Origin of the sequence: Novosphingobium sp. ERW19 (assembly GCF_012641315.1) — a bacterium.
Classification (GTDB): Bacteria; Pseudomonadota; Alphaproteobacteria; order Sphingomonadales; family Sphingomonadaceae; genus Novosphingobium.
In genome coordinates this window covers 174039-197734 of record NZ_JABAIC010000001.1, presented here as the reverse complement: position 1 = coordinate 197734, position 23696 = coordinate 174039, and the positions used below count along the sequence as shown (strand labels likewise).

24 protein-coding genes are annotated in these 23696 nt (G+C 64.9%); 15 read left to right on the top strand and 9 right to left on the bottom strand.

Annotation, left to right across the window (positions count from 1 at the left end):
- The first annotated feature begins 23 nt into the window (after positions 1-23).
- The 3 genes from pal to HGI46_RS00915 all read left to right on the top strand — a co-directional run bounded on the left by pal (position 24) and on the right by HGI46_RS00915 (position 2072).
- Positions 24-542 (top strand): peptidoglycan-associated lipoprotein Pal, encoded by a 519-nt coding sequence (pal, locus tag HGI46_RS00925; protein ID WP_118072175.1) that lies wholly within the window; start codon positions 24-26, stop codon positions 540-542.
- 109 nt (positions 543-651) lie between these two features.
- A complete protein-coding gene (locus tag HGI46_RS00920) occupies positions 652-1185 on the top strand; it encodes a J domain-containing protein (protein WP_168902746.1) in 534 nt (177 codons plus the stop codon).
- A complete protein-coding gene (locus HGI46_RS00915; protein ID WP_168902745.1) occupies positions 1173-2072 on the top strand; it encodes a phytanoyl-CoA dioxygenase family protein in 900 nt (299 codons plus the stop codon). Before HGI46_RS00920 ends, HGI46_RS00915 begins: the two co-directional genes overlap by 13 nt.
- On the opposite strand, the gene HGI46_RS00910 is transcribed toward HGI46_RS00915, so the two are convergent.
- Genes HGI46_RS00910 through HGI46_RS00895 form a run of 4 tightly spaced genes read right to left on the bottom strand, consistent with a single transcriptional unit; the run spans position 1999 to position 4885 of the window.
- Positions 1999-3192 (bottom strand): CCA tRNA nucleotidyltransferase, encoded by a 1194-nt coding sequence (locus tag HGI46_RS00910; protein WP_168902744.1) that lies wholly within the window; start codon positions 3190-3192, stop codon positions 1999-2001. The two genes, HGI46_RS00915 and HGI46_RS00910, sit on opposite strands and share 74 nt — an antisense overlap.
- Positions 3185-3787, bottom strand: a complete 603-nt coding sequence (locus tag HGI46_RS00905) for a CoA pyrophosphatase (protein ID WP_168902743.1) — start codon at positions 3785-3787, stop codon at positions 3185-3187. The genes HGI46_RS00910 and HGI46_RS00905 overlap by 8 nt, the downstream gene beginning before the upstream one ends.
- Positions 3784-4353, bottom strand: a complete 570-nt coding sequence (locus HGI46_RS00900; protein WP_168902742.1) for a DUF1285 domain-containing protein — start codon at positions 4351-4353, stop codon at positions 3784-3786. Before HGI46_RS00900 ends, HGI46_RS00905 begins: the two co-directional genes overlap by 4 nt.
- A 22-nt stretch (positions 4354-4375) precedes the next feature.
- Positions 4376-4885: an N-acetyltransferase gene (locus HGI46_RS00895; RefSeq protein ID WP_168902741.1), complete on the bottom strand. Its 510-nt coding sequence runs from the start codon at positions 4883-4885 to the stop codon at positions 4376-4378.
- A 251-nt stretch (positions 4886-5136) separates the two neighbouring features.
- Between HGI46_RS00895 and HGI46_RS00890 the strand changes: the two genes are divergently transcribed.
- From HGI46_RS00890 to HGI46_RS00880, 3 genes are read left to right on the top strand one after another with little or no spacing between them, the layout of a single operon-like run.
- Positions 5137-6549 carry a cytochrome ubiquinol oxidase subunit I gene (locus HGI46_RS00890; RefSeq protein ID WP_168903089.1) on the top strand — a complete coding sequence of 471 codons (1413 nt, stop codon included), beginning with the start codon at positions 5137-5139 and terminating at the stop codon, positions 6547-6549.
- Positions 6546-7544, top strand: a complete 999-nt coding sequence (gene cydB / locus HGI46_RS00885; protein ID WP_168902740.1) for a cytochrome d ubiquinol oxidase subunit II — start codon at positions 6546-6548, stop codon at positions 7542-7544. Before HGI46_RS00890 ends, cydB begins: the two co-directional genes overlap by 4 nt.
- The gene (locus HGI46_RS00880; RefSeq protein WP_168902739.1) at positions 7531-7692 is read left to right on the top strand and encodes a DUF2474 domain-containing protein; all 162 of its coding nucleotides are present in this window, start codon (positions 7531-7533) and stop codon (positions 7690-7692) included. The genes cydB and HGI46_RS00880 overlap by 14 nt, the downstream gene beginning before the upstream one ends.
- Here the strand turns inward: HGI46_RS00880 and HGI46_RS00875 are convergent.
- Positions 7673-9067, bottom strand: a complete 1395-nt coding sequence (locus HGI46_RS00875) for a helix-turn-helix transcriptional regulator (protein WP_168902738.1) — start codon at positions 9065-9067, stop codon at positions 7673-7675. The two genes, HGI46_RS00880 and HGI46_RS00875, sit on opposite strands and share 20 nt — an antisense overlap.
- A 146-nt stretch (positions 9068-9213) precedes the next feature.
- On the opposite strand from HGI46_RS00875, the gene HGI46_RS00870 reads away from it, so the two are divergent.
- The 3 genes from HGI46_RS00870 to HGI46_RS00860 all read left to right on the top strand — a co-directional run bounded on the left by HGI46_RS00870 (position 9214) and on the right by HGI46_RS00860 (position 13551).
- A complete protein-coding gene (locus HGI46_RS00870; protein WP_118072169.1) occupies positions 9214-10809 on the top strand; it encodes an isocitrate lyase in 1596 nt (531 codons plus the stop codon).
- Between the two features lie 64 nt (positions 10810-10873).
- The gene (locus HGI46_RS00865; RefSeq protein WP_011444689.1) at positions 10874-11032 is read left to right on the top strand and encodes a hypothetical protein; all 159 of its coding nucleotides are present in this window, start codon (positions 10874-10876) and stop codon (positions 11030-11032) included.
- Positions 11033-11187: 155 nt separating this feature from the next.
- A complete protein-coding gene (locus HGI46_RS00860) occupies positions 11188-13551 on the top strand; it encodes an EAL domain-containing protein (protein WP_346766653.1) in 2364 nt (787 codons plus the stop codon).
- On the opposite strand, the gene purQ is transcribed toward HGI46_RS00860, so the two are convergent.
- Together purQ and purS are read right to left on the bottom strand one after the other, a co-directional pair.
- Positions 13548-14225 carry a phosphoribosylformylglycinamidine synthase subunit PurQ gene (gene purQ / locus HGI46_RS00855; protein ID WP_168902737.1) on the bottom strand — a complete coding sequence of 226 codons (678 nt, stop codon included), beginning with the start codon at positions 14223-14225 and terminating at the stop codon, positions 13548-13550. The two genes, HGI46_RS00860 and purQ, sit on opposite strands and share 4 nt — an antisense overlap.
- Positions 14226-14242: 17 nt before the next feature.
- Positions 14243-14476 carry a phosphoribosylformylglycinamidine synthase subunit PurS gene (gene purS, locus HGI46_RS00850; protein ID WP_168902736.1) on the bottom strand — a complete coding sequence of 78 codons (234 nt, stop codon included), beginning with the start codon at positions 14474-14476 and terminating at the stop codon, positions 14243-14245.
- Between the two features lie 385 nt (positions 14477-14861).
- Here purS and HGI46_RS00845 point away from each other — a divergent pair, with 385 nt between their 5' ends.
- The 4 genes from HGI46_RS00845 to HGI46_RS00830 are packed head-to-tail and all read left to right on the top strand — an operon-like array spanning position 14862 to position 18500.
- Positions 14862-15476 carry a TetR/AcrR family transcriptional regulator gene (locus HGI46_RS00845; protein ID WP_168902735.1) on the top strand — a complete coding sequence of 205 codons (615 nt, stop codon included), beginning with the start codon at positions 14862-14864 and terminating at the stop codon, positions 15474-15476.
- The gene (locus HGI46_RS00840) at positions 15473-16447 is read left to right on the top strand and encodes an HlyD family secretion protein (RefSeq protein ID WP_168902734.1); all 975 of its coding nucleotides are present in this window, start codon (positions 15473-15475) and stop codon (positions 16445-16447) included. Before HGI46_RS00845 ends, HGI46_RS00840 begins: the two co-directional genes overlap by 4 nt.
- On the top strand, positions 16444-17367 hold the full coding sequence (locus tag HGI46_RS00835; RefSeq protein WP_168902733.1) for an ABC transporter ATP-binding protein: 924 nt from the start codon (positions 16444-16446) through the stop codon (positions 17365-17367). The genes HGI46_RS00840 and HGI46_RS00835 overlap by 4 nt, the downstream gene beginning before the upstream one ends.
- Positions 17364-18500 (top strand): ABC transporter permease, encoded by a 1137-nt coding sequence (locus tag HGI46_RS00830; protein WP_168902732.1) that lies wholly within the window; start codon positions 17364-17366, stop codon positions 18498-18500. Before HGI46_RS00835 ends, HGI46_RS00830 begins: the two co-directional genes overlap by 4 nt.
- A gap of 128 nt (positions 18501-18628) precedes the next feature.
- Here the strand turns inward: HGI46_RS00830 and HGI46_RS00825 are convergent, their stop codons facing one another.
- Positions 18629-21475 carry an insulinase family protein gene (locus HGI46_RS00825; RefSeq protein ID WP_168902731.1) on the bottom strand — a complete coding sequence of 949 codons (2847 nt, stop codon included), beginning with the start codon at positions 21473-21475 and terminating at the stop codon, positions 18629-18631.
- Positions 21476-21646: 171 nt separating this feature from the next.
- Entirely contained in the window at positions 21647-22432 is a 786-nt protein-coding gene (gene purC, locus HGI46_RS00820; RefSeq protein ID WP_039332937.1) for a phosphoribosylaminoimidazolesuccinocarboxamide synthase, read from the bottom strand.
- Positions 22433-22657: 225 nt separating this feature from the next.
- On the opposite strand from purC, the gene HGI46_RS00815 reads away from it, so the two are divergent.
- Together HGI46_RS00815 and HGI46_RS00810 are read left to right on the top strand one after the other, a co-directional pair.
- The gene (locus HGI46_RS00815) at positions 22658-23083 is read left to right on the top strand and encodes a ketosteroid isomerase-related protein (protein WP_168902730.1); all 426 of its coding nucleotides are present in this window, start codon (positions 22658-22660) and stop codon (positions 23081-23083) included.
- Positions 23080-23667, top strand: a complete 588-nt coding sequence (locus tag HGI46_RS00810; RefSeq protein ID WP_168902729.1) for a GNAT family N-acetyltransferase — start codon at positions 23080-23082, stop codon at positions 23665-23667. Before HGI46_RS00815 ends, HGI46_RS00810 begins: the two co-directional genes overlap by 4 nt.
- Positions 23668-23696: the final 29 nt, after the last annotated feature.

Below are 23696 nucleotides of genomic sequence, written 5' to 3'. Positions count from 1 at the left end.
CTCTCCCCTCTCTCCAAAGGAGAATGCCCATGAACCGCTCGATCCTGATTGCCGGCGTTGCCGCTGTCACCCTTGGCCTCGGTGCCTGTGCGTCGAAGCCCAAGCAGCTTCCGCCTGAGCCGGGTACCACCACTACCACGCAGACCACCCCTCAGACGACCCAGCCGACCGGACCCGTGCCCGGCAGTCAGGCCGATTTCGTGGCGTCGGTCATCTCAGACACCGTGAACTTCGACACCGACCGCTACAACATCGACGCATCGGATCAGGGCATCCTGCAAAGCCAGGCCTCTTGGCTGGCGCGCTATCCGGCCAAGTCGATCACCATCGAAGGCCACTGCGACGAGCGCGGCACGCGTGATTACAACATCGCGCTGGGCGAACGCCGCGCCAATGCGGCCAAGAACTACCTGGTCAGCCTCGGCGTCGATCCCTCGCGCGTCACCGTCGTCAGCTATGGCAAGGAGCGCCCGCTGGCGCTTGGTTCGGATGAAGATTCGTGGGCACGCAACCGCCGCGCGGTCACCGTCACGGTCAACTGATCCCCTTACAATGCAGGCAAGGCCCGGACCCGAAAGGTTCGGGCCTTTCGCATTCCCGGCACCACACCCATCTTGACCTTTCCTGCGGGTTTGGCTTGGGATTGAGGCAATGGCACGCAACACACGATCGTCTGACTGGGGCTTTCCCCGCTGGCGCGGCTACGGCAGCGCCTTCGAGGCTGCGCCCGTGCGCCTGTGCGATCGTGCCGGATGCGACCAGAAGGGCGATTGCCCGGCCCCCAAATCACCCAACAACCCTGATCGCTGGTATTTCTGCCAGCAGCACGCCGCAGAATACAACCAGGGCTGGAACTACTTCGAAGGGCTCGACAAGGAAGAGGCCGAGCGTCGCGAAGCCGAAGAGCGCGGCGAGGCCTCGGGCTTCAAGCAGGCCGCATGGGCCGAATGGGGCGGTTCCGGCGATGGCACCCGCAGCCGGGACGAACTGCGCGCCCTCGAAACGCTAGGCCTTGATCCGGACGCTGATTTCGATGCGGTGAAGAAGGCTTGGCGTTCCAAGGCGAAGGAAGTCCACCCCGATGTCCGGCCGGGCGACAAGGCCGCGGCGGAGCAGTTCCAGAAGCTGCAGGTCTCCTACGAGGTGCTCCGTGCTGCCGAAGAGCGTCGCGAGTGGAAGGGGTAGCAGTGGATCAGATCGGCCGCTTCGGCCCGCATCAGGCCAGCGAAGCCGCAATCCGCCTTGCCCGCGATGGTGTCATCGTGTTCGAGCGTCTGTTCGATCCGGCTGTCGTCCTGTCCATTGCTGACCATGTTCGCCGCCGCGTTCCCGGCGCCTATGATCCAGACGCACCCCGGCCCGAAGACTATCTCAGCGTCGGCACCAAGCGCATGAACGGTCTGGTTCCGATTGATCGCAGCATGGCCCCAGCCATTGATATGCTGCTCAATCCGGCGCTGGATATCCTGTTCAGCGCAGCGCTGGGCAGAGACTGGGTCTATGAATCGTTCGGCGTGATCAGTTCCTTTCCCGGAGCAACCACGCAAGGGTATCACGCCGACGACGCGCATCTGTTTCCGGGCAGCGCCTTTGCCGGCAGTCTTCCCGCCTATGCGCTGACCATTTCGATCCCCCTGATCGAAGTGAATGGAATCAACGGTGGCACCGAGTTTCTTCTCGGCACCCATCTCTCGAGCACTGGCGAAGGCGCGAATGACACGCCTGTAACCAGCCCGCTGCTCCCCGGCGACTGCATGATCTGGGACTACATGGTCCGCCATCGCGGTCAGGCCAATAACAGCGATAAGGCCCGGCCTATGCTCTATCTCACCGCGTGCCGTTCCTTCTGGTCTGATTCCAAGAACTTCCGTCCGGATGCGCGCAAGCTTGTGATCGAGCGAGACCTCGTTTGGTCCTTGCCCGCTGCAAGTCGCAAGCGGCTCAAGCGGTTCAAGCCGCTTCCCGGCTTAGGCACGGGATTGCGCAGCATCAGTCGCGTTATTGGCTGGTACGCGCCAGGGCTTCATCAAGGATTGCTGAAACTCTTGCGTCGTCCGGGAAGCCTTCGCTGATCCACCGATCCTCAACCGCGCGCAGCAGCCTCGCAACTTCAGGGCCCGCCGTAATACCACGAGCCACGATCGCGCCGCCTTTCAGCGGGAAGATCGGGACTGTCCAGCCCTCCAGCGCGGCAACGGACGAGCCGCCGATCAGCAGCCGGTCGCGCGCTTCCTCGATGCCGAGGCGATAGGCCAGCGCCCGGCCGTCTGCTTCTCCGGCTTTGCGCGCCGCGGCACTGGCGAGCCGCTTGCGCTGTGCCACCGAAAGCCGCAGCCGCGCGGCGACCTGTTCGGCCAGCGGCGGGTCGGGCGGCAGGAGCGCGGCCAAGCGCCGCAACGCCACGGCCTGCACCCCAGCCGCGCGCTCGTTAGCAATTAGCGCGGCAAGAACAGCCAGCCCTTCACTCCCGGCCTCGGGCAGCACTTGCTCCAGCACGCCAAGCTCAGCCATCCGGCGTACTGTCGGGGCCGGATCGGGAAGGCCCAACAGGTTCATCATTTCCCAGCCAACGCGCTCGCGCGAAAGGCCTTTCATCCCGGCGGCGAGTTCTGCCACCGCCTGTTCGGCAGCGGCGTCGGCAGGAAGCGAACCGAACCGTGCCTGAAACCGGAAATAGCGCAGGATGCGCAGGTAATCCTCGCGGATGCGCTCGCGGGCATCGCCGATGAAGCGCACGCGCCGGGCGGCGAGGTCGGCCAGCCCGCCATGGTAATCGAACACCTCCAGCTTGCGAGGATCGGCGTAGAGCGCGTTGATCGTGAAATCGCGTCGCGCCGCATCGTCGCGCCAGTCGGTCGAGAACGCTACGGTCGCATGGCGGCCATCGGTAGACACGTCGCGGCGCAGCGTCGTGATCTCGACCGTGCCCCCTGCAAGGACCGCAGTCACCGTCCCGTGGGCAATGCCGGTCGGCACCGCCTTGATCCCCGCCTGGCTCAGCCGAGCCACGGTTTCCTCCGGCAGAAGCGTCGTCGCCATGTCCACGTCTTTCGGCGAAAGCCCAAGGATCGTGTCTCGCACAACTCCGCCGACCCAGCGGCAATTGCCCTCACCCTGCGGATCGAGCGCAGTGACCAGCGCCGCAAGGTCCTCGCGCCCGGTCCATGCTGCTGGGGGCAGGCGTTCAGTCATGCCAGCTCATCCGCTTTGCCAGATTGGAGATGATCGCCGCCGTCACGCCCCATATGCGATGCTCGTTCCACAGAATCTCGATGAAGCGCCCCTTGCGCCCATTCCATTCTGCCGATTGCCAGACATGCTGCATCGGGTCGAGCAGGAAGCCCAACGGCGGCTCGAACCAGTCCGCCACTTCTGCCGGATTGGGTTGCAGCGGCAGGTCGGGCGGGACCATCGCCAGCACCGGCGTAATGTCATACCCCGTGCCCGTGCGGAACCGGTCGGTTTCGCCGATCACTGACACGTCTTCTGGCCGGATGCCCAGTTCCTCGTTCGCTTCGCGCAGGGCGGCCTCGATTGGGGTCTCACCGGGGTCGAGCTTGCCTCCCGGGAATGCCGCTTGCCCCGGATGCGCGCGCATGTGCGAGGGCCGATGAATCAGGAGCACTCCGGGGCCATCCGGATGGTTCTGTCGCTCGGTCACGGCAATCAGCACAGCCGCGGGCCGCAAACCGTGCTCGGGCAGGGGGCGCCAGTCTTCGTAAAGCTCCTTGGCAGGCTCCCGGTGTCCCTCGGCATAGAGCTGCGCAAGCCTTGTCAGCAGGCTCATGTGCCGGGCACCAGCGCGAAGCGCTGGCCAAGACTTTCCACGGCAAGGTCATCGCTGCCCCGCGACAGGGCATGCTCGATCAACTGTCCGTAGGTGCTGCGGTTGAGCCGGGCCTCCGTGCCGTTTCGGACGGCGAGGTAAAACGCCGGGATCTCGGCCGTGCCTGCGATCCGCAGCGGATGGTCCGGCCCGCAGATCACAAGGTCGTCGCTGTTGAGCCGGAAGGCCAAAGCCGTGCGTCCCTCCGGATCCAGCTTCACCTGCATATCGGTCGCCAGGAAAGCGGCGTCCTCCACAGCGATGGCCAGCTTCTGGAACGGCGTCACCAGCCAGTGTTGGCCTTGCTCGTCCCGCGTCAGCAACGAGGAAAACGCTCGCACCATCGCCGGACGCCGAATCTCGCCACCCTGATGAAACCATCGCCCATCTGCGGCAATGCGCATCTCGCTGTCGCCCAGTTCCTGTGGGCTCCATTGGTCGATTGGCGGCAGCTTGCGCGCAGCCACCTGCGCGGCCAGTTCGGCGAGGCTCAGGGATGCGAGTTCGGGCGGGGGAGTGTAGGGCACCGTTTGCCGATGCCAGATCGGATCAGCGCCGCCAAGGCCCCAACATGCCCTCTTGCGGCAGGACGGCAGGATTGGCGGTGCGGCACAGCAGGCGATGCTGCTCGTACGGTCCCGGCAGGCGCCATCCGCCTGTCTGGGCGTTGCTGAAGCCAAAGAAGCGTTCGTAGTACTCGGGATCGCCGATCAGCACCTGTGGCAGCGGCGCGCGCGGGTCGATGGCGGTAAGCGCCGCCGTCATCAGCGCCTTGCCAAAGCCTTCGCCCTGCAGATGCGGCATCACCGCCACCGGGCCGACCATGATCATCGGATGCATGCGGCCGCTTTCGTCGGTCAGCGCCACCGGCCAGCACTGGATCGTGCCCGCCAGCAAGTCCTCGTCGTCAAGCGCCGCGAACGACAGGTTGCCGAGTGGCTCCATGCCCTCGCGCACCTTGTAGGCAGTTCGCTGGTGCCGCGTCGGCTCAAACGCTGCATCGAGCAACTGCTCGACCAGCGCGGGATCGACATCGGCAAGCGGGATGATCTTGGACAACGGCGGTGCTTTCTTCGGCCCTGCGAACTCGGGCGGGAAGCGCGCCGATAGCCCCCAAGGCCACATGCTGCAAGTTTGGAGGAACGTCGCTTCCGCACAGCGGTTCTCTGGATGCAGAAACTGCAAGCGTTGCATCGGTAATATCACTTTAGCTTATGCTCATATACGGCTAGGAAGTCATTGAGGCGCCACAAGAAGACGCCCGATCCCGTGCAGGGGAGATAAACGTGTTCGCAGGTATGGACAGCCAAATGGCGGCGCTGGTTCTGGCGCGTATGCAGTTCGCCTTCACGGTGAGCTTCCACTTCATTTTCCCGGCCTTTTCGATCGGCCTCGCCAGCTATCTCGCCGTGCTTGAAGGGCTCTGGCTGAAAACCGGCAAGCAACTCTACCTCGACCTGTTCCGCTACTGGCTGAAGATCTTCTCGGTCGCATTCGCGATGGGCGTGGTCTCGGGCCTGGTCATGTCCTATCAGTTCGGCACCAACTGGTCGGTGTTTTCCGACAAGGTCGGCGGCGTGATCGGCCCGCTCATGGCCTATGAGGTGCTGACTGCCTTCTTCCTCGAGGCTGGCTTCCTCGGCGTGATGCTGTTCGGCATGAACCGGGTGGGCAGGGGGCTGCACTTCGCCGCCACGCTGATGGTGGCCATCGGCACCTTCATCTCGGCCTTCTGGATTCTGTCGGTCAATTCCTGGATGCAGACGCCTACCGGCTTCGAGATTGGCGCAAACGGCGAATTTCTCCCAGGTCCAAGCTGGGCCGCGATCATCTTCAATCCCAGCTTCCCCTATCGCCTCGTCCACACCGTCATCGCCGCATATCTGACCACGGCCTTTGTCGTCGGCGCAGTCGGCGCGTGGCACTTGCTCAAGGGCCGTGCCAACCTCCACGCCCGCAAGATGTTCTCGATGGCCATGTGGATGGCCGCTGTTGTCGCGCCGATCCAGATATTCGTGGGCGACATGCACGGCCTCAACACGCTCGAGCACCAGCCCGCCAAGGTCATGGCGATGGAGGGGCACTACCAGTCCCACCCGCAAGGCGCGCCGCTCTATCTGTTCGGCATTCCCGACGACAAGGCGCAGAAGCTCGATTACGCCATCGCCATCCCCAAGGCTTCGAGCCTGATCCTGAAGCACGATCCGAACGCCCCGCTCGCCGGCCTCGACACGGTTGCGCCGGACAAGCGCCCGCCGGTGTGGATCGTGTTCTGGTCGTTCCGCGTCATGGTCGGCCTCGGCTTCCTCATGCTCGGCCTTGGCCTGTGGAGCCTCGTCGCTCGGATGCGCAAAAGGCTCTACGACTGGCCGATGCTGCACCGCCTCGCCGTGCTGATGGGGCCATCTGGCTTCATCGCGGTGATCGCCGGTTGGGTGACGACCGAAGTCGGCCGCCAGCCCTATACCGTCTATGGCCTGCTCACCACGGCAGACTCGGTCAGTCCCATCGCCGCACCCGCCGTCGCCGCCTCGCTGGCCGCCTTCGTCGTGGTGTATTTCGCGGTCTTCGGCATCGGTACCTGGTACATCCTCCACCTGATGAAGGACGCGCCGCATCCGCACGAACCTGCGCTGGAAGAGGAAGAGCGCGCCCCCATCCGCTCGGCCGGCATCACGCCTGCCCAGCACATGGATGCTCAAGCCGACGGAGCCGCATCATGATCGACCTGACCACGATCTGGGCCCTGATCATCGCTTTCGCCGTGCTGATGTACGTGGTGATGGATGGCTTTGACCTCGGTATCGGCATCCTCTTCCCGTGGTTTGAAGAAGGGGCCGAGCGCGATCAGGCGATGAACGCCATCGCGCCGGTCTGGGACGGCAACGAGACCTGGCTGGTGCTCGGAGGGGGCGGATTGCTTGCGGCCTTCCCGCTGGCCTATGCGATCATCCTGCCAGCGACCTATCCGCTGATCATCGCCATGCTGCTCGGCCTCGTCTTCCGCGGCGTCGCCTTCGAATTCCGCTGGCGTGATCCCCGCCACCGCGCTTTCTGGGACCGTGCCTTCTTTGCCGGGTCGCTCGTCGCCGCGTTGGCGCAAGGCATCACTCTCGGCGCATTGCTGCAGGGCATTCACGTCGAGGGGAGGGCCTATGCCGGAGGCTGGCTCGACTGGCTGTCACCCTATTCGCTGCTGACCGGCGCGGGCGTCGTTGCCGGGTACGCGCTGCTCGGCGCCTGCTGGCTGGCGATTAAGGTCGAAGGCAGCGCCGAGGACAAGGCCTTCCGCTTCGCCAAGCTTGCCGCCTTTGCCACGCTCGCCCTGATGGCCGCCGTCAGCCTCGCCACCCCATTCCTCGCCCACCAGTACTTCCAGCGCTGGTTCACCGAACCGATGGTGTTCTGGCTCACCCCAGTCCCTTTGGTGACGGCGGCGCTCGCCATCTCCCTGCTGCGCTCGCTGCAGCAGCGCCAGTCAGTTCGGCCTTTCCTCTACGCGCTCGGCCTGTTCCTGCTCGGCATGATCGGCCTTGGCGTTTCGATGTGGCCATGGGTCGTGCCGCAGAGCATCTCCATCTGGGACGCCGCCGCGCCCGAGCGCAGTCAGGTGTTCATGCTGATCGGCGTCGGCCTGATCATGCCGCTGATCCTCGCCTACACCGGTTGGGCCTACTGGGTGTTCCGGGGGAAGGTGGGCGAACATGGCTATCATTGATCCCCGCCTCGACGGCGCGGAGCGGGCCGAGGCAAGGCCCCTGTGGCAACGCCTTGGCTGGATGGCTGCGATCTGGCTCGGCAGCGTCCTCGCGCTAGGTGCTTTGGCGATGATAATCCGCTTCTGGCTCAACTCTCCGCAAAGCTGAACGGCTCGGCCCCGCGCCGGTAGTCGTCGGGCAGGATCTCGCGCCCGATCGGCGGCTCGGCCCGCGCCGTGCACTGCGCGCGGTGGCACAGGCGGCAGGTCACCCCGATCGGCGTCGCCTCCACAGCCTTGGGATCGGCGCCCGCCGCATAGACCAGCCGCGGCGCATGTTCCGCCGCACAGGCCAGCGCAATCGCCCGCGTCCAGCGAGGCCGCCCGAAGCCGCCGCCGCCCGAGGTCACCGTCCGCGCCAGCGAGAAGAAGCGCTGCCCGTCGGGCAGTTCCAGCCACTGCGTCACGATCTCGCCCGGTGTGCGGAAGCATTCGTGCACGCTCCACAGCGGGCACCCGCCGCCATGCGCGGCAAAGGGAAAGCCCGCGCCGTCCAGCCGCTTCGAGACATTGCCTGCGGTATCGACGCGGATGAAGAAGAACGGCACGCGCTCCTGCCCCGGCCGATTGAGCGTGGTCAGCCGGTGGGCCACCTGCTCGAAGCTCGCCCCGAATTGGCCGGACAGCGCCTCGATGTCATAGCGCCGCGCATCCACCGCCCGCGCAAACCGGTCATAGGGCATGACCAGTGCCGCCGCCGCGTATCCGGCCAGCGCCCGCCGCACCAGTTGCGCCGCCGTCTCGCTGGCAAAGCTCTCGCCCCGGATCACGCCCGCGATCTCGCTGCGCAACGCGGTGTAGGCAATGTGCTGCATCAGTTGCCACGCGCGGCCCGATGGCGAGAGCGTATCGTCGATCAGCAGCTGTTCGTTGTGCCGGTCGTAACGCCGCACCGCGTCCATCATCACATCGGGTGGCAGGAAACGCACCCGTACCCCGCGCAGCCGTAACCACTCCGCCGCGCCGCCCGCCTTGGCGATCTCGTCGGAGAGTTCCTCGGCCTTCGAATCGATCGCCGGGAAGTAGTTGCGCCGCGCCGCCACGAACCGCCGCGCCTCGCCCACCGGATCGCTTGCCCCGGTTCCCGGCACCGCACTGCGCTGCTCCGCCAGGGCCTGCTGCTCTCGCTGCCACGCACCATAGAGCCGCAGCATCGCCTCGGTCACCCCCGGAAAGCTCGCTGCTACGTCGGACACTTCCAGCGCCGGCAGGTCGATGTCGTTGAAGAGGGGATCGCGCAGCGCATCCGCCAGCCGCCGCGCATAGTCGTCGCGTTCGTCGCTAGCGAGGTCGGCCATGTCGAGCTTGTAGGCCCGCGCCAGTCGCAGCAGGAGGTCCGCTGTCAGCGGTCGCTGGTTCCGCTCAATCAGCGCAATGTAGCTGGGAGATATGCCCAGCTCGTCCGCCATCGCCTGCTGTGTCAGCCCCAGTTCTCGGCGAATGCGCTTCAGGCGAGGTCCCAGATAAAGCGGCCTTGTCGACATCTTACAGGTCTCTTGTAGCGACTGCACAACTTTACAAGCATATCCTGTAAAGTTTGACAACATCACTTCGCGCGCCGTTCCGCGAATGCGATTCGCGCGTTACCCCGATCTCACACAGACGCACACCACGTGAGGGAACACGGGAAATGACCTACCACAGCAAGATCGTCGAAGCAGGCAAGGCCATCGCGCCTTTCGCCCAGACCTGGGATGGCATCGAGCCCGAGAGCGTGGCCCGCATGCGCCTGCAGAACCGCTTCCACACCGGCCTCGATATCGCCCGCTATACCGCCAAGATCATGCGCCGCGACATGGAAGCCTATGACGCCGATCCGGCGAACTACACCCAGTCGCTCGGCTGCTGGCACGGGTTCATCGGCCAGCAGAAGATGATCTCCATCAAGAAGCACTTCGGTACCACCAAGGGCCGCTACCTTTACCTGTCGGGCTGGATGGTCGCCGCGCTGCGCAGCGAATTCGGCCCGCTGCCCGACCAATCGATGCACGAAAAGACCAGCGTTTCGGACCTGATCGAGGAACTCTACACCTTCCTCAAGCAGGCTGATGCCCGCGAACTCGGCATGCTGTTCCGCGATCTTGATGCGGCCAAAAAGGCTGGTGATGCGGTCAACACCCACCGCCTGCTGCACAAGATCGACGAGTTTGAAACGCACATCGTTCCGATCATCGCCGACATCGACGCGGGCTTCGGCAACGCCGAGGCGACCTACCTGCTCGCCAAGAAGTTCATCGAAGCCGGTGCCTGCTGCATCCAGATCGAGAACCAGGTCTCGGATGAAAAGCAGTGCGGCCATCAGGACGGCAAGGTCACCGTTCCGCACGAGGACTTCCTCGCGAAGATCCGCGCGGTCCGCTACGCCTTCATGGAACTCGGCGTCGATGACGGCGTGATCGTTGCCCGCACCGACAGCCTCGGCGCCGGCCTGACCAAGCAGATCGCCTATACCCGTGAGGCGGGCGACCTGGGTGACCAGTACAACAGCTTCCTCGATTGCGATGAAGTCGATGCCTCGAACCTAGGCCACGGCGACGTGTTGATTGCCCGCGATGGCAAGCTGATGCGCCCGAAGCGCCTGCCTTCGAACCTCTACCAGTTCCGCACCGGAACCGGCGAGGACCGCTGCGTGCTCGATTGCATCACCTCGCTGCAGAACGGCGCGGACCTGCTGTGGATCGAAACCGAAAAGCCGCACATCGGCCAGATCGGTGGGATGGTCAGCCGCATTCGCGAAGTGATCCCGAACGCCAAGCTGGTCTACAACAACAGCCCGTCGTTCAACTGGACGCTGAATTTCCGCCAGCAAGTCTATGATGCGATGGTCGAAGCAGGCAAGGACGTCTCGGCCTACGATCGTTCGAAGCTGATGAGCGTGGACTATGATAGCACCGAGCTTGGCATCGAAGCTGACGAGCGCATCCGCACGTTCCAGCGCGATGCTGCGGCCCAAGCGGGCATCTTCCATCACCTGATCACGCTGCCGACCTACCACACCGCTGCGCTCAGCACCGACAACCTCGCCAAGCGCTACTTTGGCGAAGAAGGCATGCTCGGCTACGTCAAGCAGGTCCAGCGCGAGGAAATCCGCCAGGGCATCGCCTGCGTGAAGCATCAGAACATGTCCGGCTCGGACATCGGCGACGATCACAAGGAATACTTCTCGGGCGAAGCCGCTCTCAAGGCTGGCGGCGTCCATAACACGATGAACCAGTTCGCCGCCTGAAATCCGGCAGCACAGCAAATCCTCGCGGCAATCACGCCTCGAAGATCCAAGAAGGAGACCCACCATGGCTGAACCTGCACGTGCCCGCGCGGTCCTCTCGACCGAGGACTTCAAGCTGATCCGCGAAGCCGTACTGCACTACCTGAAGGCAATCGAGGACCAGCCGGAGTCGGTGAAGTTCTCGAACCTCTACCATCGGCTTGGCAGCGCCTTGGGACGTTAATTTCCCGGCACTGCCCCACTGGACCTTTCCTGGGGAGGAAAGTCCGGCCCGTCGCGCCTCATGCCAGGCGCGGCGGGCTTTTTTCGCGCTCGGCAGCGCCGCAAAGTTTCGGGATGCTTACGATTGGATAATGAATTCCTTGTAATTCAACCATCGTGACGAACCCCAACGCGCCTGAACCCGACGCTTTACCGGTGAAACTGCCGATCCTTGCCGTGGTCGGATTGTGTGATCCGGCCGAGGGCGATTGGGGCCGGTTGCGCGGCTTGCAGTACTCAAGCCTTGCGAAGCTCACGTTCGCCCGGCTTGTCGCCCATGCGATGGCGGCACTGCTGGTTCTGCAGACTTACGCTGGCGACGTCCATGTCGCGTTTCTGGTCGGTTGGATGGCGCTGCTGGTCGGCGTGCTTATTTCCGGCGCAAGGTTCGACCGCACACTGATCGATGCCGACCGGCGTCGGGTGAGCCGTCAGGAGATGCACCGGCAAACGATCAGTTCGCTGTTCGTGGCATTGATCTGGGCCATCCCCATGCTGGTCTTTTCGCCATTCGGAGATCAGTCGCAGCGCATGACGCTGTGGACGGTCCTCGCCATGCTGATGACCGGCATGGCCGTGACATTTGCCGCCATGCCAATGGCTACGGTGATGTTCGGAGGGATTGTCGGCCTGTCGGGCGTCGCTGCCTTCCTGTTCTGGGGGGAATACATCGCGGCCGCTGTTGCGGTCGCTTTCGTGCTGATCGTCAGCATCGGCGGCATTGAGGCTGCGCGCACTTTCCTCGGCGCGCGGGTCGCCGAAGCAGGCATGGCGGAAAAGGCCGAAGTCGTTTCGCTGCTGTTGCGCGAATTCGAGGAAGGCGATGCAGATTGGCTGTGGCAGGTTGATGCCACCCGCCGGGTCCGCTCGGTCAGCCCGCGCTTTGCCTTTGCACTCGGCCAGGACCCCGAGGATGTCGATGGCAAGCCTCTGATCCAGCTGATTGCCGGACCTGCCTGGGATAGCGGCCATTTCCACTCCAGCCTGCATGACCTGGCCGAGCGGCTCAAGCGTCGCGAAAGCTTCTCGAACCTGCTGGTGCGCGTTTCTCTGCATGGCGGCCACCGCTGGTGGGAGCTTTCGGCTTCTCCCAAGTTTGATGAGAACGGCACTTTCGTCGGCTTCCGCGGTGTCGGCTCGGATGTCACCGAACAGCGTGAAAGCGCCGAGAAGATCGCCTACCTCGCCCGCTACGATACGCTTACCGGGCTTCCCAACCGCCTGATGCTTACGGAGTCATTGGGTGCAGCCATGGGCTATGCCGAAAAGTGGCGCACGCGCTGCGCCCTGATGATGATCGATCTCGACCGCTTCAAGGCGATCAACGATACACTCGGCCACCTCGTCGGTGACCAGTTGCTCGCGCTCGTTTCTGAGCGGCTCAAGCTGATCATGCGCGAAGGTGAGGTGTGCGGCCGCTTGGGTGGAGACGAATTTGCGATCGTGATCCGCGATGCGGCTGACGTTGAGCGGGTCACCGAACTCGCCGCTGGCATCATCAGCACACTTTCGCAGCCCTACGAGATCGACCACCACATGCTCTATGTTGGGGCCAGCGTCGGTTCCGCCATCGGCCCACGCGATGGCTCGACGGTCGAGACCTTGCTGCGCAATGCCGACCTTGCGCTCTACCGTGCCAAGGATGAGGGCGGCGGGCGGCACTGCGTGTACGAGCCCTCGCTCCATGCCCATGCCGAGGAGCGCCGAAAACTGGAGTTCTCGCTGCGCCACGCGCTTGAGCGCAACGAGTTCTCGCTGATGTACCAGCCGGTGGTAAACGCCACCACCGAGGAGGTGTTGAGCTTCGAGGCGCTGATCCGCTGGAACAGCACCGAGCATGGCTTCGTCAGCCCGGCAAAGTTCATCCCGTTGGCCGAGGACACGCGCCTGATCGTGCCAATCGGCGAATGGGTGCTGCGCACCGCATGCCTCGAGGCGATGAACTGGCCCGAACACGTCAAGATCGCGGTCAATGTCTCGGGCGAACAGCTGCTCGATCCCTACTTCGCCGAGACCGTGGTCGGCGCACTTGCATCAACCGGTCTGGCGCCGAACCGGCTCGAGATCGAGGTGACCGAGAGCATCTTCGTGCGCGATGGCACGACTGCGCAGATGACCCTCGAGAACCTGATGGGCATTGGCTGCGGCGTTGCGCTTGACGATTTCGGCACCGGCTATTCGTCGCTGGGCTACCTCAGGAAAATGCGCTTCTCGACGATCAAGGTCGATCGCAGCTTCGTGCAGGGTGCGGCCAAGGATAACCCGGAAAGCCTTGCCATCATTCGCGCAGTGGTCGCCATGGCCGACGCGCTGGAGATGTCGACGACGGCAGAGGGCGTGGAAACCGAGGCCGAGTTGGAGTGCATCCGCCGCCTGGGCTGCAAGAAGATCCAGGGGTACTACTTCGGCCGTCCGATGAACCGGACCGATGCTCTCGCGCTGTTCGGCCAGACCCGCTTCCGCGAGCGGGCCGCCGGTTAGGCGGTGACCAGCCCGCGCATGACGCTTTCGAACAGCGCGCGGCCGTCCGAACCACCCTGCGCCGCCTCGATCATGCGCTCCGGGTGCGGCATCATGCCAAGTACGTTGCCGCGATCATTGAGCACGCCCGCGATGTTGCGCGCCGAGCCGTTGACGCCTTCTGCGTAGCGGAACGCCACGCGGCCTTCGCCTTCGAGCCGGTCAAGCGTGGCATCGTCGGCAAAGAAGTTGCCGTCGTGGTGCGCGACGGGGATCGTGATTTGCTGGCCAGCGTCATAGTCCGCCGTGAACAGCGACTGGTTGTTCTCGACGGTGAGCTTCACGTCGCGGCAGACGAAGCGGATGCCGGCGTTGCGCATCAGCGCGCCAGGCAGGAGTCCAGCCTCGGTCAGGACCTGGAAGCCGTTGCAAACGCCGAGCACGGTCACCCCGCGCTCTGCCGCGCGGACGACCGCCTGCATCACCGGCGAGCGGGCGGCCATTGCCCCCGAGCGCAGGTAGTCGCCGTAGGAGAAGCCGCCGGGCAGGGCGATGAAATCGAGATTGTCGGGCAGGTCGGCATCGCCGTGCCAGACGCGATGGACCGTGCCGCCGCAGACCTGCTCGATCGCCACCGCCATGTCGCGATCGCAATTCGAGCCGGGGAAGGTGATGACGGCGGAGGTGAAAGCCATGGCGCGGGTTCCTAAGCTCAGGCTGCCTTTTCGATGCGGTAGTTCTCGATCACCATGTTGGCGAGGAGCTTGCTGCACATCTCGTCGAGCGCTGCGTCTGAAGTGGAGTCTGCGACGTCGAGTTCAATGACCCGGCCTGCGCGCACGTCGTTCACGCCCTCGAAGCCAAGGCCTTCGAGCGCGTGGTGAATGGCGCGGCCCTGGGGATCGAGCACGCCGTTCTTGAGGGTGACAATGACGCGGACCTTCATCGGGCGGGGCCTTTCGGACACTGAAAGTGGAGAATCTTGCGGGCGCCTATGCAACCTCAAGGCGGGAAGAGCAAGGCCGAGGGAGTTTACACGGTTTACACTGTGCAGAGAAATTCCGCGAAGCCGGTTCAGACGCAGATCGGGACGCGCTGCAGCTTGAGATGAACTGCCAGTTTCCGCAGGCCTAGCACAAAACGCGTAAGTAGGAAAACGCCGAGACGAAGCTCAGCAAAAGTGGCATCAAGACATTACTCCGCAAGGAGAAAACAGCCTTCGGTGGCAGGCCGGTCCGGTCAACATCACTGCACCCCACGCAACGCAAACCGGCCCCTGCCACCGATCTTTTCCCGCTTTACATGACTGACGCGTCAGTTATTCTGGCGTCATGCCACGGATCACTCCACCGGACCGGCGCGAGCGTATTCTTGACTCTGCGCGCGAGGAATTTGCCGAGCGGGGCTTTGCCGCCGCGCGGATGGAGGATGTTGCCAAGCGGGTCGGCATCAGCCGCGCCGCTCTCTACCTTGCATTCGACAGCAAGGAGGCATTGTTTCGCGCGCTGGTTTCCGAGGTCATCACCGAACTGATGCCAAAGCTGCTGCCGAGCGATTATGGCAGTCTGCCAGCACCGGCGCTGATGCGCGCTTTCGTCAAGAACGCGATGAAACGGATGGCCAGCCCGGACATGGCGTTCCTGCCGCGACTGATCGTGGGAGAGGGCCGCAACTTCCCCGAACTTGCCCGGTTCTACCATGAAACCGCGATGATCTGCGTGCTGGGGGCAATCGAGCGGTTGATTGCACACGGCATCGCCAGAGGCGAATTTGCCTGTCCCGATCCGAAGATTGCCGCGCGCAGCGTGGCGGGCGGGATCATCTTCGCTGCATTGTGGCGCAACGTGTTCGAACCGGTGGGGGCCGAACCACTCGATATCGACTGGATGGCCGAGAACCATGTCGGGATGGTTCTTTACGGGTTGTGCAAGGAGCTTCCGGCATGAAGGCGCCGCCAAGACCGGCAATCGTGCTTGCGGTGCTGGCGCTTGGCATTGGCGGATATGCGCTGTTTGGCGCGAAGGCTGAACCGGACCGCTGGCTGGGATATGTCGAGGGCGAACCGTTGATGATTGCAGCGCCCGTGCCGGGTACGCTGGCAACCCGGCCGGTGTCGCGCGGGCAGGCGGTACTGCCCGGTGCACCGTTGTTCACGCTCGATCCACAGACGGCAGATGCCGATAGCGCCCAGCTTGCCGCGCAAGTTGCCGCAGCAAAGGCGCAGGCCGCCGATCTTTTGCAGGGCCGCAATCGGGCACCCGAACAGGCTGCGGCGCAAGCGGCGCTGGCTGCGGCACGCGCACAGGCGGTGCGGGCCGGGGCGGATTTTGAGCGGATTGCAGCACTGGCGGGCAAGGGCTTTGCCAGCCGAACGCAGCTGGATGCCGCGCGGGCGGCGCGCGATTCTGCCAGCGCGGCCGTCCAGCAGGCGCAGGCAGTGGTGGCCAGCGGCGCCTTGAGCGCCGGTCGGCCCGAACAGCAGGTGGCAGCACAAGCAAGCGTCGGCGCGGCAGAAGCCGCCTTGCGCGCTCAGAAGCGCCGGCGCGAGGAAATTGCACCGGTCGCGCCAGCCAAGGGCGTGGTCGAGCAGACGTTCTACGATCCGGGCGAGTGGGTTCCGGCAAACCAGCCAGTACTGTCGGTGCTCCCTGACGACCAGCGCAAGCTGCGCTTCTTCGTGCCGCAGGATCGGGTGGCTGGGCTCAAGGTGGGTGCGGCAGTGCGCTTCGGCTGCGACGGCTGCGGTGCCGGCGAACGGACCGCGAAGATCAGCTACATTTCGCCGCGCGCCGAGTTCACGCCGCCGGTAATCTATTCCGAGCGGGCCCGGGCCAAGCTGGTGTTCATGGTGGAAGCGACGTTGCCGCCAGCGCAGTCCCTGCCGTTGGGATTGCCGGTGGCCGTGGTGCCGGAGTGACCGATCCGGTCATCGACGTGCGGGGGCTGACCAAGCGATTTGGCGGGCGGACCGTGGTCGATGATGTCAACCTGCAGGTGGCGCGCGGATCAATCTGCGGGTTTCTGGGGCCGAACGGGTCGGGCAAGACGACGACATTGCGCATGATCTGCGGGTTGCTGATCCCAGATGCCGGGGAGGGCGAGGTGCTCGGTCTGGACTTGCGCCGGCGGCGCGGCGCCATCAAGGGCCGTGTCGGCTACATGACGCAGAAGTTCGGGCTGTTTTCCGACCTGACGATTGCCGAGAACCTGGAGTTCTTCGCGCGGGTGCATGGGCTTGACCGGCGCCGCGAGCGCGTTGCCGAAGCGCTGGAGGCACTCGGCCTCGCTACTCGATCCAGCCAGCTTGCCGGCAAGCTTTCGGGCGGTTGGAAGCAGCGGCTGGCACTGGCGGCGGCAGTGCTGCACGAGCCCGAGATCCTGCTGCTCGACGAGCCAACCGCAGGTGTCGACCCGCAGGCACGCCGCGAGTTCTGGGACCAGATCCACGAACTGGCGCAGGGCGGGATGACCGTGCTGGTTTCGACCCATTACATGGACGAGGCCGAGCGTTGCCACGAGATCGCCTATATCGCCTATGGCAGGATGCTGGCGCGCGGGACCATGGCCGAGGTGATTGCCGGTTCTGGCCTTCAGGCGCTGCTGGGCGAAGGGCCGGGGGCGGATCGGCTGGCATCGCAAATCGAGGGTCGGCCGGGCGTGGCCATGGCGGCACCGTTCGGCACCGCAATCCATGTCTGCGGGCCGGACCTTGCGGCGCTGCGGGCGGCGGTGGCGGAGTTCGACGGGATCGCCTGGCGCGAGGCGCGGCCGAGCCTTGAGGACGTGTTCATCCACCTGATGCGCGGGGCCGAGGATAACTCGGTGGTGGTGGGATGAAATGGCGCGCAGCCTTTGCGCGGATTGCCGCGATGGTGTTCAAGGAAGTGCGGCAGATGCTGCGCGATCCCGGCACGATCGGCATGATGCTGATGATGCCGATCGTGCAGCTGACAATCTTCGGATTTGCCATCAACAACGACCCCCGCCAGCTGCCCATGGCGCTGGAGATCAACGACACTTCGCAATTCGCGCGCAGCATCGATGCCGCCCTGCGCAACACCACCTACTTCAGAGTGACGCATGTGGTTTCCGCGCCGGGCGAGGGGGACCGGCTCATCAAGGACGGCGAGGTGCAGTTCCTCGTCACTGTGCCCGTGGACTTCGGTCGCAATCTGGTGCGGGGTGAACGGCCACAATTGCTGGTGACTGCCGATGCCACCGATCCCGCTTCCACCGGCAATGCCATCGGCGCGATCCAGCAGGCGGTGGACGGTGCGTTGACGCATGACCTGATCGGGCCGCTGGCGGCGCGGGCGCAGGGACCGGCGCCGGTCGATCTGGTGATCCACCGCAGCTACAATCCTGAAGGCATCACCAGCCACAATACCGTGCCGGGGCTGCTCGCCATCGTGCTGTCGATGACCATGGTCATGCTCACTGCGCTGTCTGTCACGCGCGAGGTGGAGCAGGGGACGATGGAGAACCTGCTGGCGACCCCGCTGCGCCCGTTCGAGGTGATGGTCGGCAAGATCGTGCCCTATCTGGTCATCGGCATAGTCCAGATGGTGGTGATCCTGATTGCCGCGCAGGTGGTGTTCCACGTGCCGTTCGAAGGTTCGGTCTGGCTCGCGCTGTTCTCGACGCTGCTGTTCATGGTGACCAGCCTGGCGCTGGGCTTCATGCTTTCGACCGTGGCGACCAGCCAGCTTCAGGCGATGCAGATGAGCTTCTTCTACATGCTGCCCTCGATCCTGCTTTCGGGCTTTGCCTTTCCGTTCCGCGGCATGCCGGTGTGGGCGCAGTGGCTGGCCGAGCTGCTGCCGACCACGCACTACATCCGGCTGGTGCGCGGGATCATGCTGAAGGGCTGGACCTTTGCCGATGCAGCGGGACAGCTGGGCGTGCTGGCACTGATGCTGGCAGTGCTGGGGACAGTGGCGGTGCGGCGGTATCAGGATACCGTGGCTTGATCGCGTGGCCCTCTCCTCTTCTGGGGAGAGGGTTGGGAGAGGGAAATGTCCCGACTTCTGCCCCTCTCAACTTCGGCTAGTCAGCAAGCTGCCAAGCCTTCGTACCTCTCCCCTGATGGTGAGAGTGACTAGGTTGGTGGCGCCGCTGCGCCCTCGGGCAGGACCAGCACCTGCACCGCCTTGTCGGGCGAGAGATAGCGCCGGGCGATGGCTTGCAGGTCTGCGGCCGTCAGCTTTTCCAGCCGGGCGCGGGCGGATCTGGCGCGAGCGAGGCGATCGGGCTGGGTCTGGGCGCGTTCGGCAAGGGCGCTCCAGCCGCCGTTGGTCTTGAGCGAATTGTCGATGCGTTCGAGCATAGGGGCGCGGGCGCGTTGGAGGACGTCGTCGTCTACGGGCGAGGCGATCAGGCTGCGGGTGGTTTCCTGAAGCGCGGCGCGGGTTGCGGCAACGTCGGACAGATCGACCGAGGCGCTCATCGTGAAGGTGCCGTAGCCGGTCCAGACGCGGCTGAGGGCGCTGGACGCACCGGGGCTGTAGGCCTTGCCGAGCTTTTCGCGCACGCTGTCGAGCACCTCGATCCCGGCGACTTCGGCGAGCAGGGAGAGCGCCATCGCCTCGTCCGGATCGCGATCGTCGCGGGTGGGCCAGGTGGTGCGGACCACGGCCTGATTGGCCTCGCCGGTGTGGCGGATGACCTGGAGGCCGCGCTTGGCGGTGAAGCTGCGCTGGCGTTCGGCGGTGTAGGGGCGGAAGTCGGCTTCGCGCGGGGCAAGGGCGCCGAAAGTGCGGGCTACGGCGCCGATGGCGGCGGCCTCGTCGATATCGCCGACGATCGAGATCTCGATGGCGCCGTGGGTGAGGCGGTCCGAGATCGCCTGCCTCAACTTGTCGTAGCTCAGCGCGGTGTAGGCGGATTGCGGCTGCAGGGTAAAGCGCGGGTCGTTGTCCGACAGGATGCCGCCGATGGCGTTGGACAGGGCTGCTTGCGGGCTGGAGCGCAGGCGGGCGAAGAAATTGGCGATGTTCTGGCGGTAGAGCACTTCGCCTTCCGCGCGGTAGCCGGGGTCGGTCAGCAGCGCGGCGAAGAGCTGGAGCTGCAGCGTCAGGTCGCGCGGGGTGGTGGTGGCGTCGGCGGAGAAGGTGTCTCCCGATGCGCCGAGGCCGAATGCGACCGAGCGGCCGGCGAGCAGCGTCTGGAGGTCGTCCTCGCTATGCTTGCCCAAACCGCCGCGCGCCAGCACGCCGGTCATTTCGGTGGCGAGGGGGTCGGCCCGGGTATCGAGCATCTCGCCGCCATCGAGATTGAGGCGAACGTCGATGCGGTCCTTGGCAAGATCGGTGCGCTTGAGGTTGAGGCGGACGTTGTTGGCAAAGCGGATCTGGCGGATGCCGTAGAGCGGTTCGGTGGTGTCGCTGGCGATCGTGCCGACTGGGCCGAAGTCGGTGTAGGCGAACGGGATGGGCGCGGGGACTTCGCCCGCCGGAGCCTTGGCACGGGTGGCCTTGGCCCATGTGTTCCGCAGCGCGTCTTCGCCGCCCTTGGGTGCGGTTCGGCCCTGGAAGCGGAGCAGCGGGTCCTTCAGCGGGACGGCTTCCTCTTTCAGCGCGGCGAGCACGGTCCTGGGCGTGATCGTCGGGGCGAACTGGTTGAAGCGGGCGAGGCCGGACTCGGGCGTGGTCGGCACCTGGTCGTCGCGGATCAGGGCGAGGGCGGCGCCGACGAGAGTGCCGTGGCTGCGGGTGTCGGCCCCGGCGGCGGCGTTCTCGAGGCCGGTGCGGATGCTGGCGAGCTGTTCGTCCACTTCGGCCCGGGTGAAGCCGGAGGCGAGGGCGCGCGCGTAGACCCCGGCTGCGGCGGCAAGACCGCGCTGCCAGCCGCCGTCCACCGTATCGACGATGACGTTGGTGGTGCGGCCGATGCGGAACACCTCGCTGGTGCCGAAGCCCGCGCCACGGAAGGGCGGGTCCATGGCGCGGCTGAGGCGGGCGAGGCGTCGGTTGATCACGCCGTAACCGATCTGGCGCAAGAGGTTGCGGCGGCGGTTGGCGATGGTGTCGGGCTCTGGCAGCCATGGTCCGTGGCGCGAGGCGGTGACGCGCTCGGACAGCGAGGGATCGAGGTGGATATCGACCCCGGCCTTTTGCTTAGGATCGACCTTGCCCTGATCGGGGCGCGGGGTTTCTTGCCTTTCCTGCCAGTCGGCAAAGCGGGTGCGGATGGCTTGCTCGACCACATCGGGATCGAAATCGCCGACGACGATCAGCGTGGTCTTCGACGGCACGTATTCGCGCGCCCAGAAGGCCTTGAGCGCATCGGCGGTGGCAGCGTTCAGCGTTTCGACCGTGCCGATGGGCAGGCGCTTGGGGTACGTCGCGTCGGGGTAGAAGAAGGCGAGCTGGTCTTCGAGGTTGGTGCGGCTCCAGCCCTGCCCGTCGCGCAGTTCGGACAGGACAACGCCGCGTTCGCGGGCCACGGCGTCAGGGTCGAAGGTCAGCTCGCTTGCTGTCTCGCGCATCAGCATCAGTGTTGTGTCGAGCAGCTTGGCATCGTTGCGCGGCAGGTCGAGCATGTAGAGCGTCTGCTCGAACGAGGTCTGGGCGTTGGTGTCAGCGCCGAACGACAGGCCGTTGCGTTCCAGCAGCCTGATCATCTCGCCTTCGGGCACGCGGGTCGAGCCGTTGAACGCCATGTGCTCGACGAAGTGGGCAAAGCCGCGCTCGCCCTCGCGCTCGTCAAGTGAGCCGGTGGCGATGTCCATGCGGACCTGCGCGGTGCCGATGGGCGTGGCGTTGCGGCGGATGATGAAGCGCATGCCGTTGGGCAGCTGGCCGTAGCGGTAGGTCGGGTCGGGGGGGAGGTCGCTCTGCTGGAAGGCCCATGTCGGCTTGGGAGCGCTGGCGATCTGCGCAGGCTGCGCGGCGCAGGCGGCGAGGGCGAGGGCGGCGGCGAGGGGAAGCAGGCGGCGCAGGATCATCACCGAGTGGTGTGCCCGGTTGGGCGTGAACGCGCAACGAGGAGTTAGGACAAGCAAAAACCCCCTCCGTTGCCGAAGGGGGACTTAGGGCAAGCACTGCCCCTCCGTCAGCCGCTTTGCGGCTGACACCTCCCCATTTGCCCTGCGGGAAAACGGGGAGGATCGGATGGGTTACTTCTTCCCGCGCAGCTTGCGGTGGGCGCCGAGGTCGAAAACCTCACTCGGGCCGCCGTCGTTTTCGAGCAGGCCGAGGCGGCGGGCGACTTCCTGGTAGGCTTCTTCCTCGCCGCCGAGATCGCGGCGGAAGCGGTCCTTGTCGAGCTTTTCGCCGGTGGTCATGTCCCACAGGCGGCAGCCGTCGGGGCTGATTTCGTCGGCGAGGATCACGCGGCTGTAATCGCCATCCCAGATGCGGCCGAATTCGAGCTTGAAATCAACCAGGCTGATGTTGATCGCCGCGAACATGCCGCAGAGGAAATCGTTCACGCGGATGGCCATCGAGGAGATGTCCTGCATTTCCTCGTTCGATGCCCAGCCGAAGCAGGCGATGTGCTCTTCTGCGATCATCGGATCGCCCAGCGCATCGTCCTTGTAGTAGTATTCGATCAGGGTGTGCGGCAGCGGCTCACCCTCTTCGATGCCGAGGCGCTTGGAGATCGAACCTGCGGCGATGTTGCGCACGACCACTTCGATCGGGATGATCTCTGCCTGGCGCACGAGCTGTTCGCGCATGTTGAGGCGGCGGATGAAGTGGGTTGGGATGCCGATGTGGGCGAGGCGCGTGAACACGTACTCGCTGATGCGGTTGTTGATCACGCCCTTGCCGTTGATCGTGCCGCGCTTCTGCGCGTTGAAGGCGGTGGCATCATCCTTGAAATACTGGATGATCGTGCCCGGTTCGGGGCCTTCATAAAGGATCTTGGCCTTGCCTTCGTAGATCTGGCGGCGACGGGACATGATGACGTCTTCCTGCACGGCGCCGGGCAGCGGCCCGGCCAGAATACAAAACCCCGGCATCGCGTTGGAGGCGAATCCATCGCAAGCGCCGGGGCGTTCTTGCCGCCCATAGGCCAACATGCGTCAAAGTGCAATTGGATGCGCCTGTGCAATGGAGCCTTGCAGGGCGGGGCGCTGGAATGGTGCGGCGGGGGGCGCTAGGCTGCGGGCAAAGGAGACCGACGCATGACCAGTCCTGCTGCCCGAACTGACGCGATTGCCCTGCTCGCCCGCTATTACGCCGCGTTCAATGCGGGGCACTGGGAGGGCATGCTGGAATGCCTGAGTGATGATGTGGCGCATGACATCAATCAGGGGGAGCGGGTTGTCGGCAAGGCGGCATTTGCGCAATTCCTGGGCCATATGGAGCGGTGCTACAAGGAGCGTCTGGAAGACATCGTGCTGATGGCCAGCGAGGATGGCGCGCGGGCCGCGGCGGAGTTCGTGGTGCATGGGCAATACCTCGCGACCGACGAGGGCCTGCCAGAGGCAAACGGGCAGACTTACGTGCTGCCGGCGGGGGCTTTTCTGGCGATCGAAGGCGGGAAGATCACTCGGCTGACGATGTACTACAACCTTGCCGACTGGACGAAGCAGGTGGTGGGAAGTTGAGCATCGCGGTCCGTCCGCTGACCGGAGCGGAGATTGCGGCGGCGCTGGATGATCTGGCGCAGCTGCGGATCACCGTCTTTGCGGCCTATCCTTACCTTTATGATGGCGATGCGACGTATGAGGCGGAATATCTGGCCGAATATGCGGCGGCGCCAGATGCCGTGCTGGTGGCGGCGTTCGACGGGGCGCGGGTTGTCGGCGCGGCGACGGCCGCTCCGATGATGCACCAGAAGGCGGAGTTTCGGGCGCCGTTCGAGGCGCGCGGCATTGACACTTCGCGGCTATTTTATTTCGGCGAGAGCGTGCTGCTGCCGGACTATCGCGGGCACGGAATTGGCCACGCCTTCTTCGACCACCGCGAGGCGCAGGCGGTGCGCTGCGGTGCCAATGCGGCGTGCTTTGCGGCAGTGGTGCGGGCTGACGACCATCCGGCCAAGCCGCAAGACTATTCGCCCCTCGATGCCTTCTGGGCGCGGCGCGGCTATGCCGTGGTTCCGGACCTGACCGCCGAGCTTGCGTGGAAGGAGCATGGCGACGAGGCCGAGAAGGTGAACGTGATGCAGTACTGGATGCGGACGTGGTGAGGGGCTCTGGTTCGCCTTTAGGCGAATGC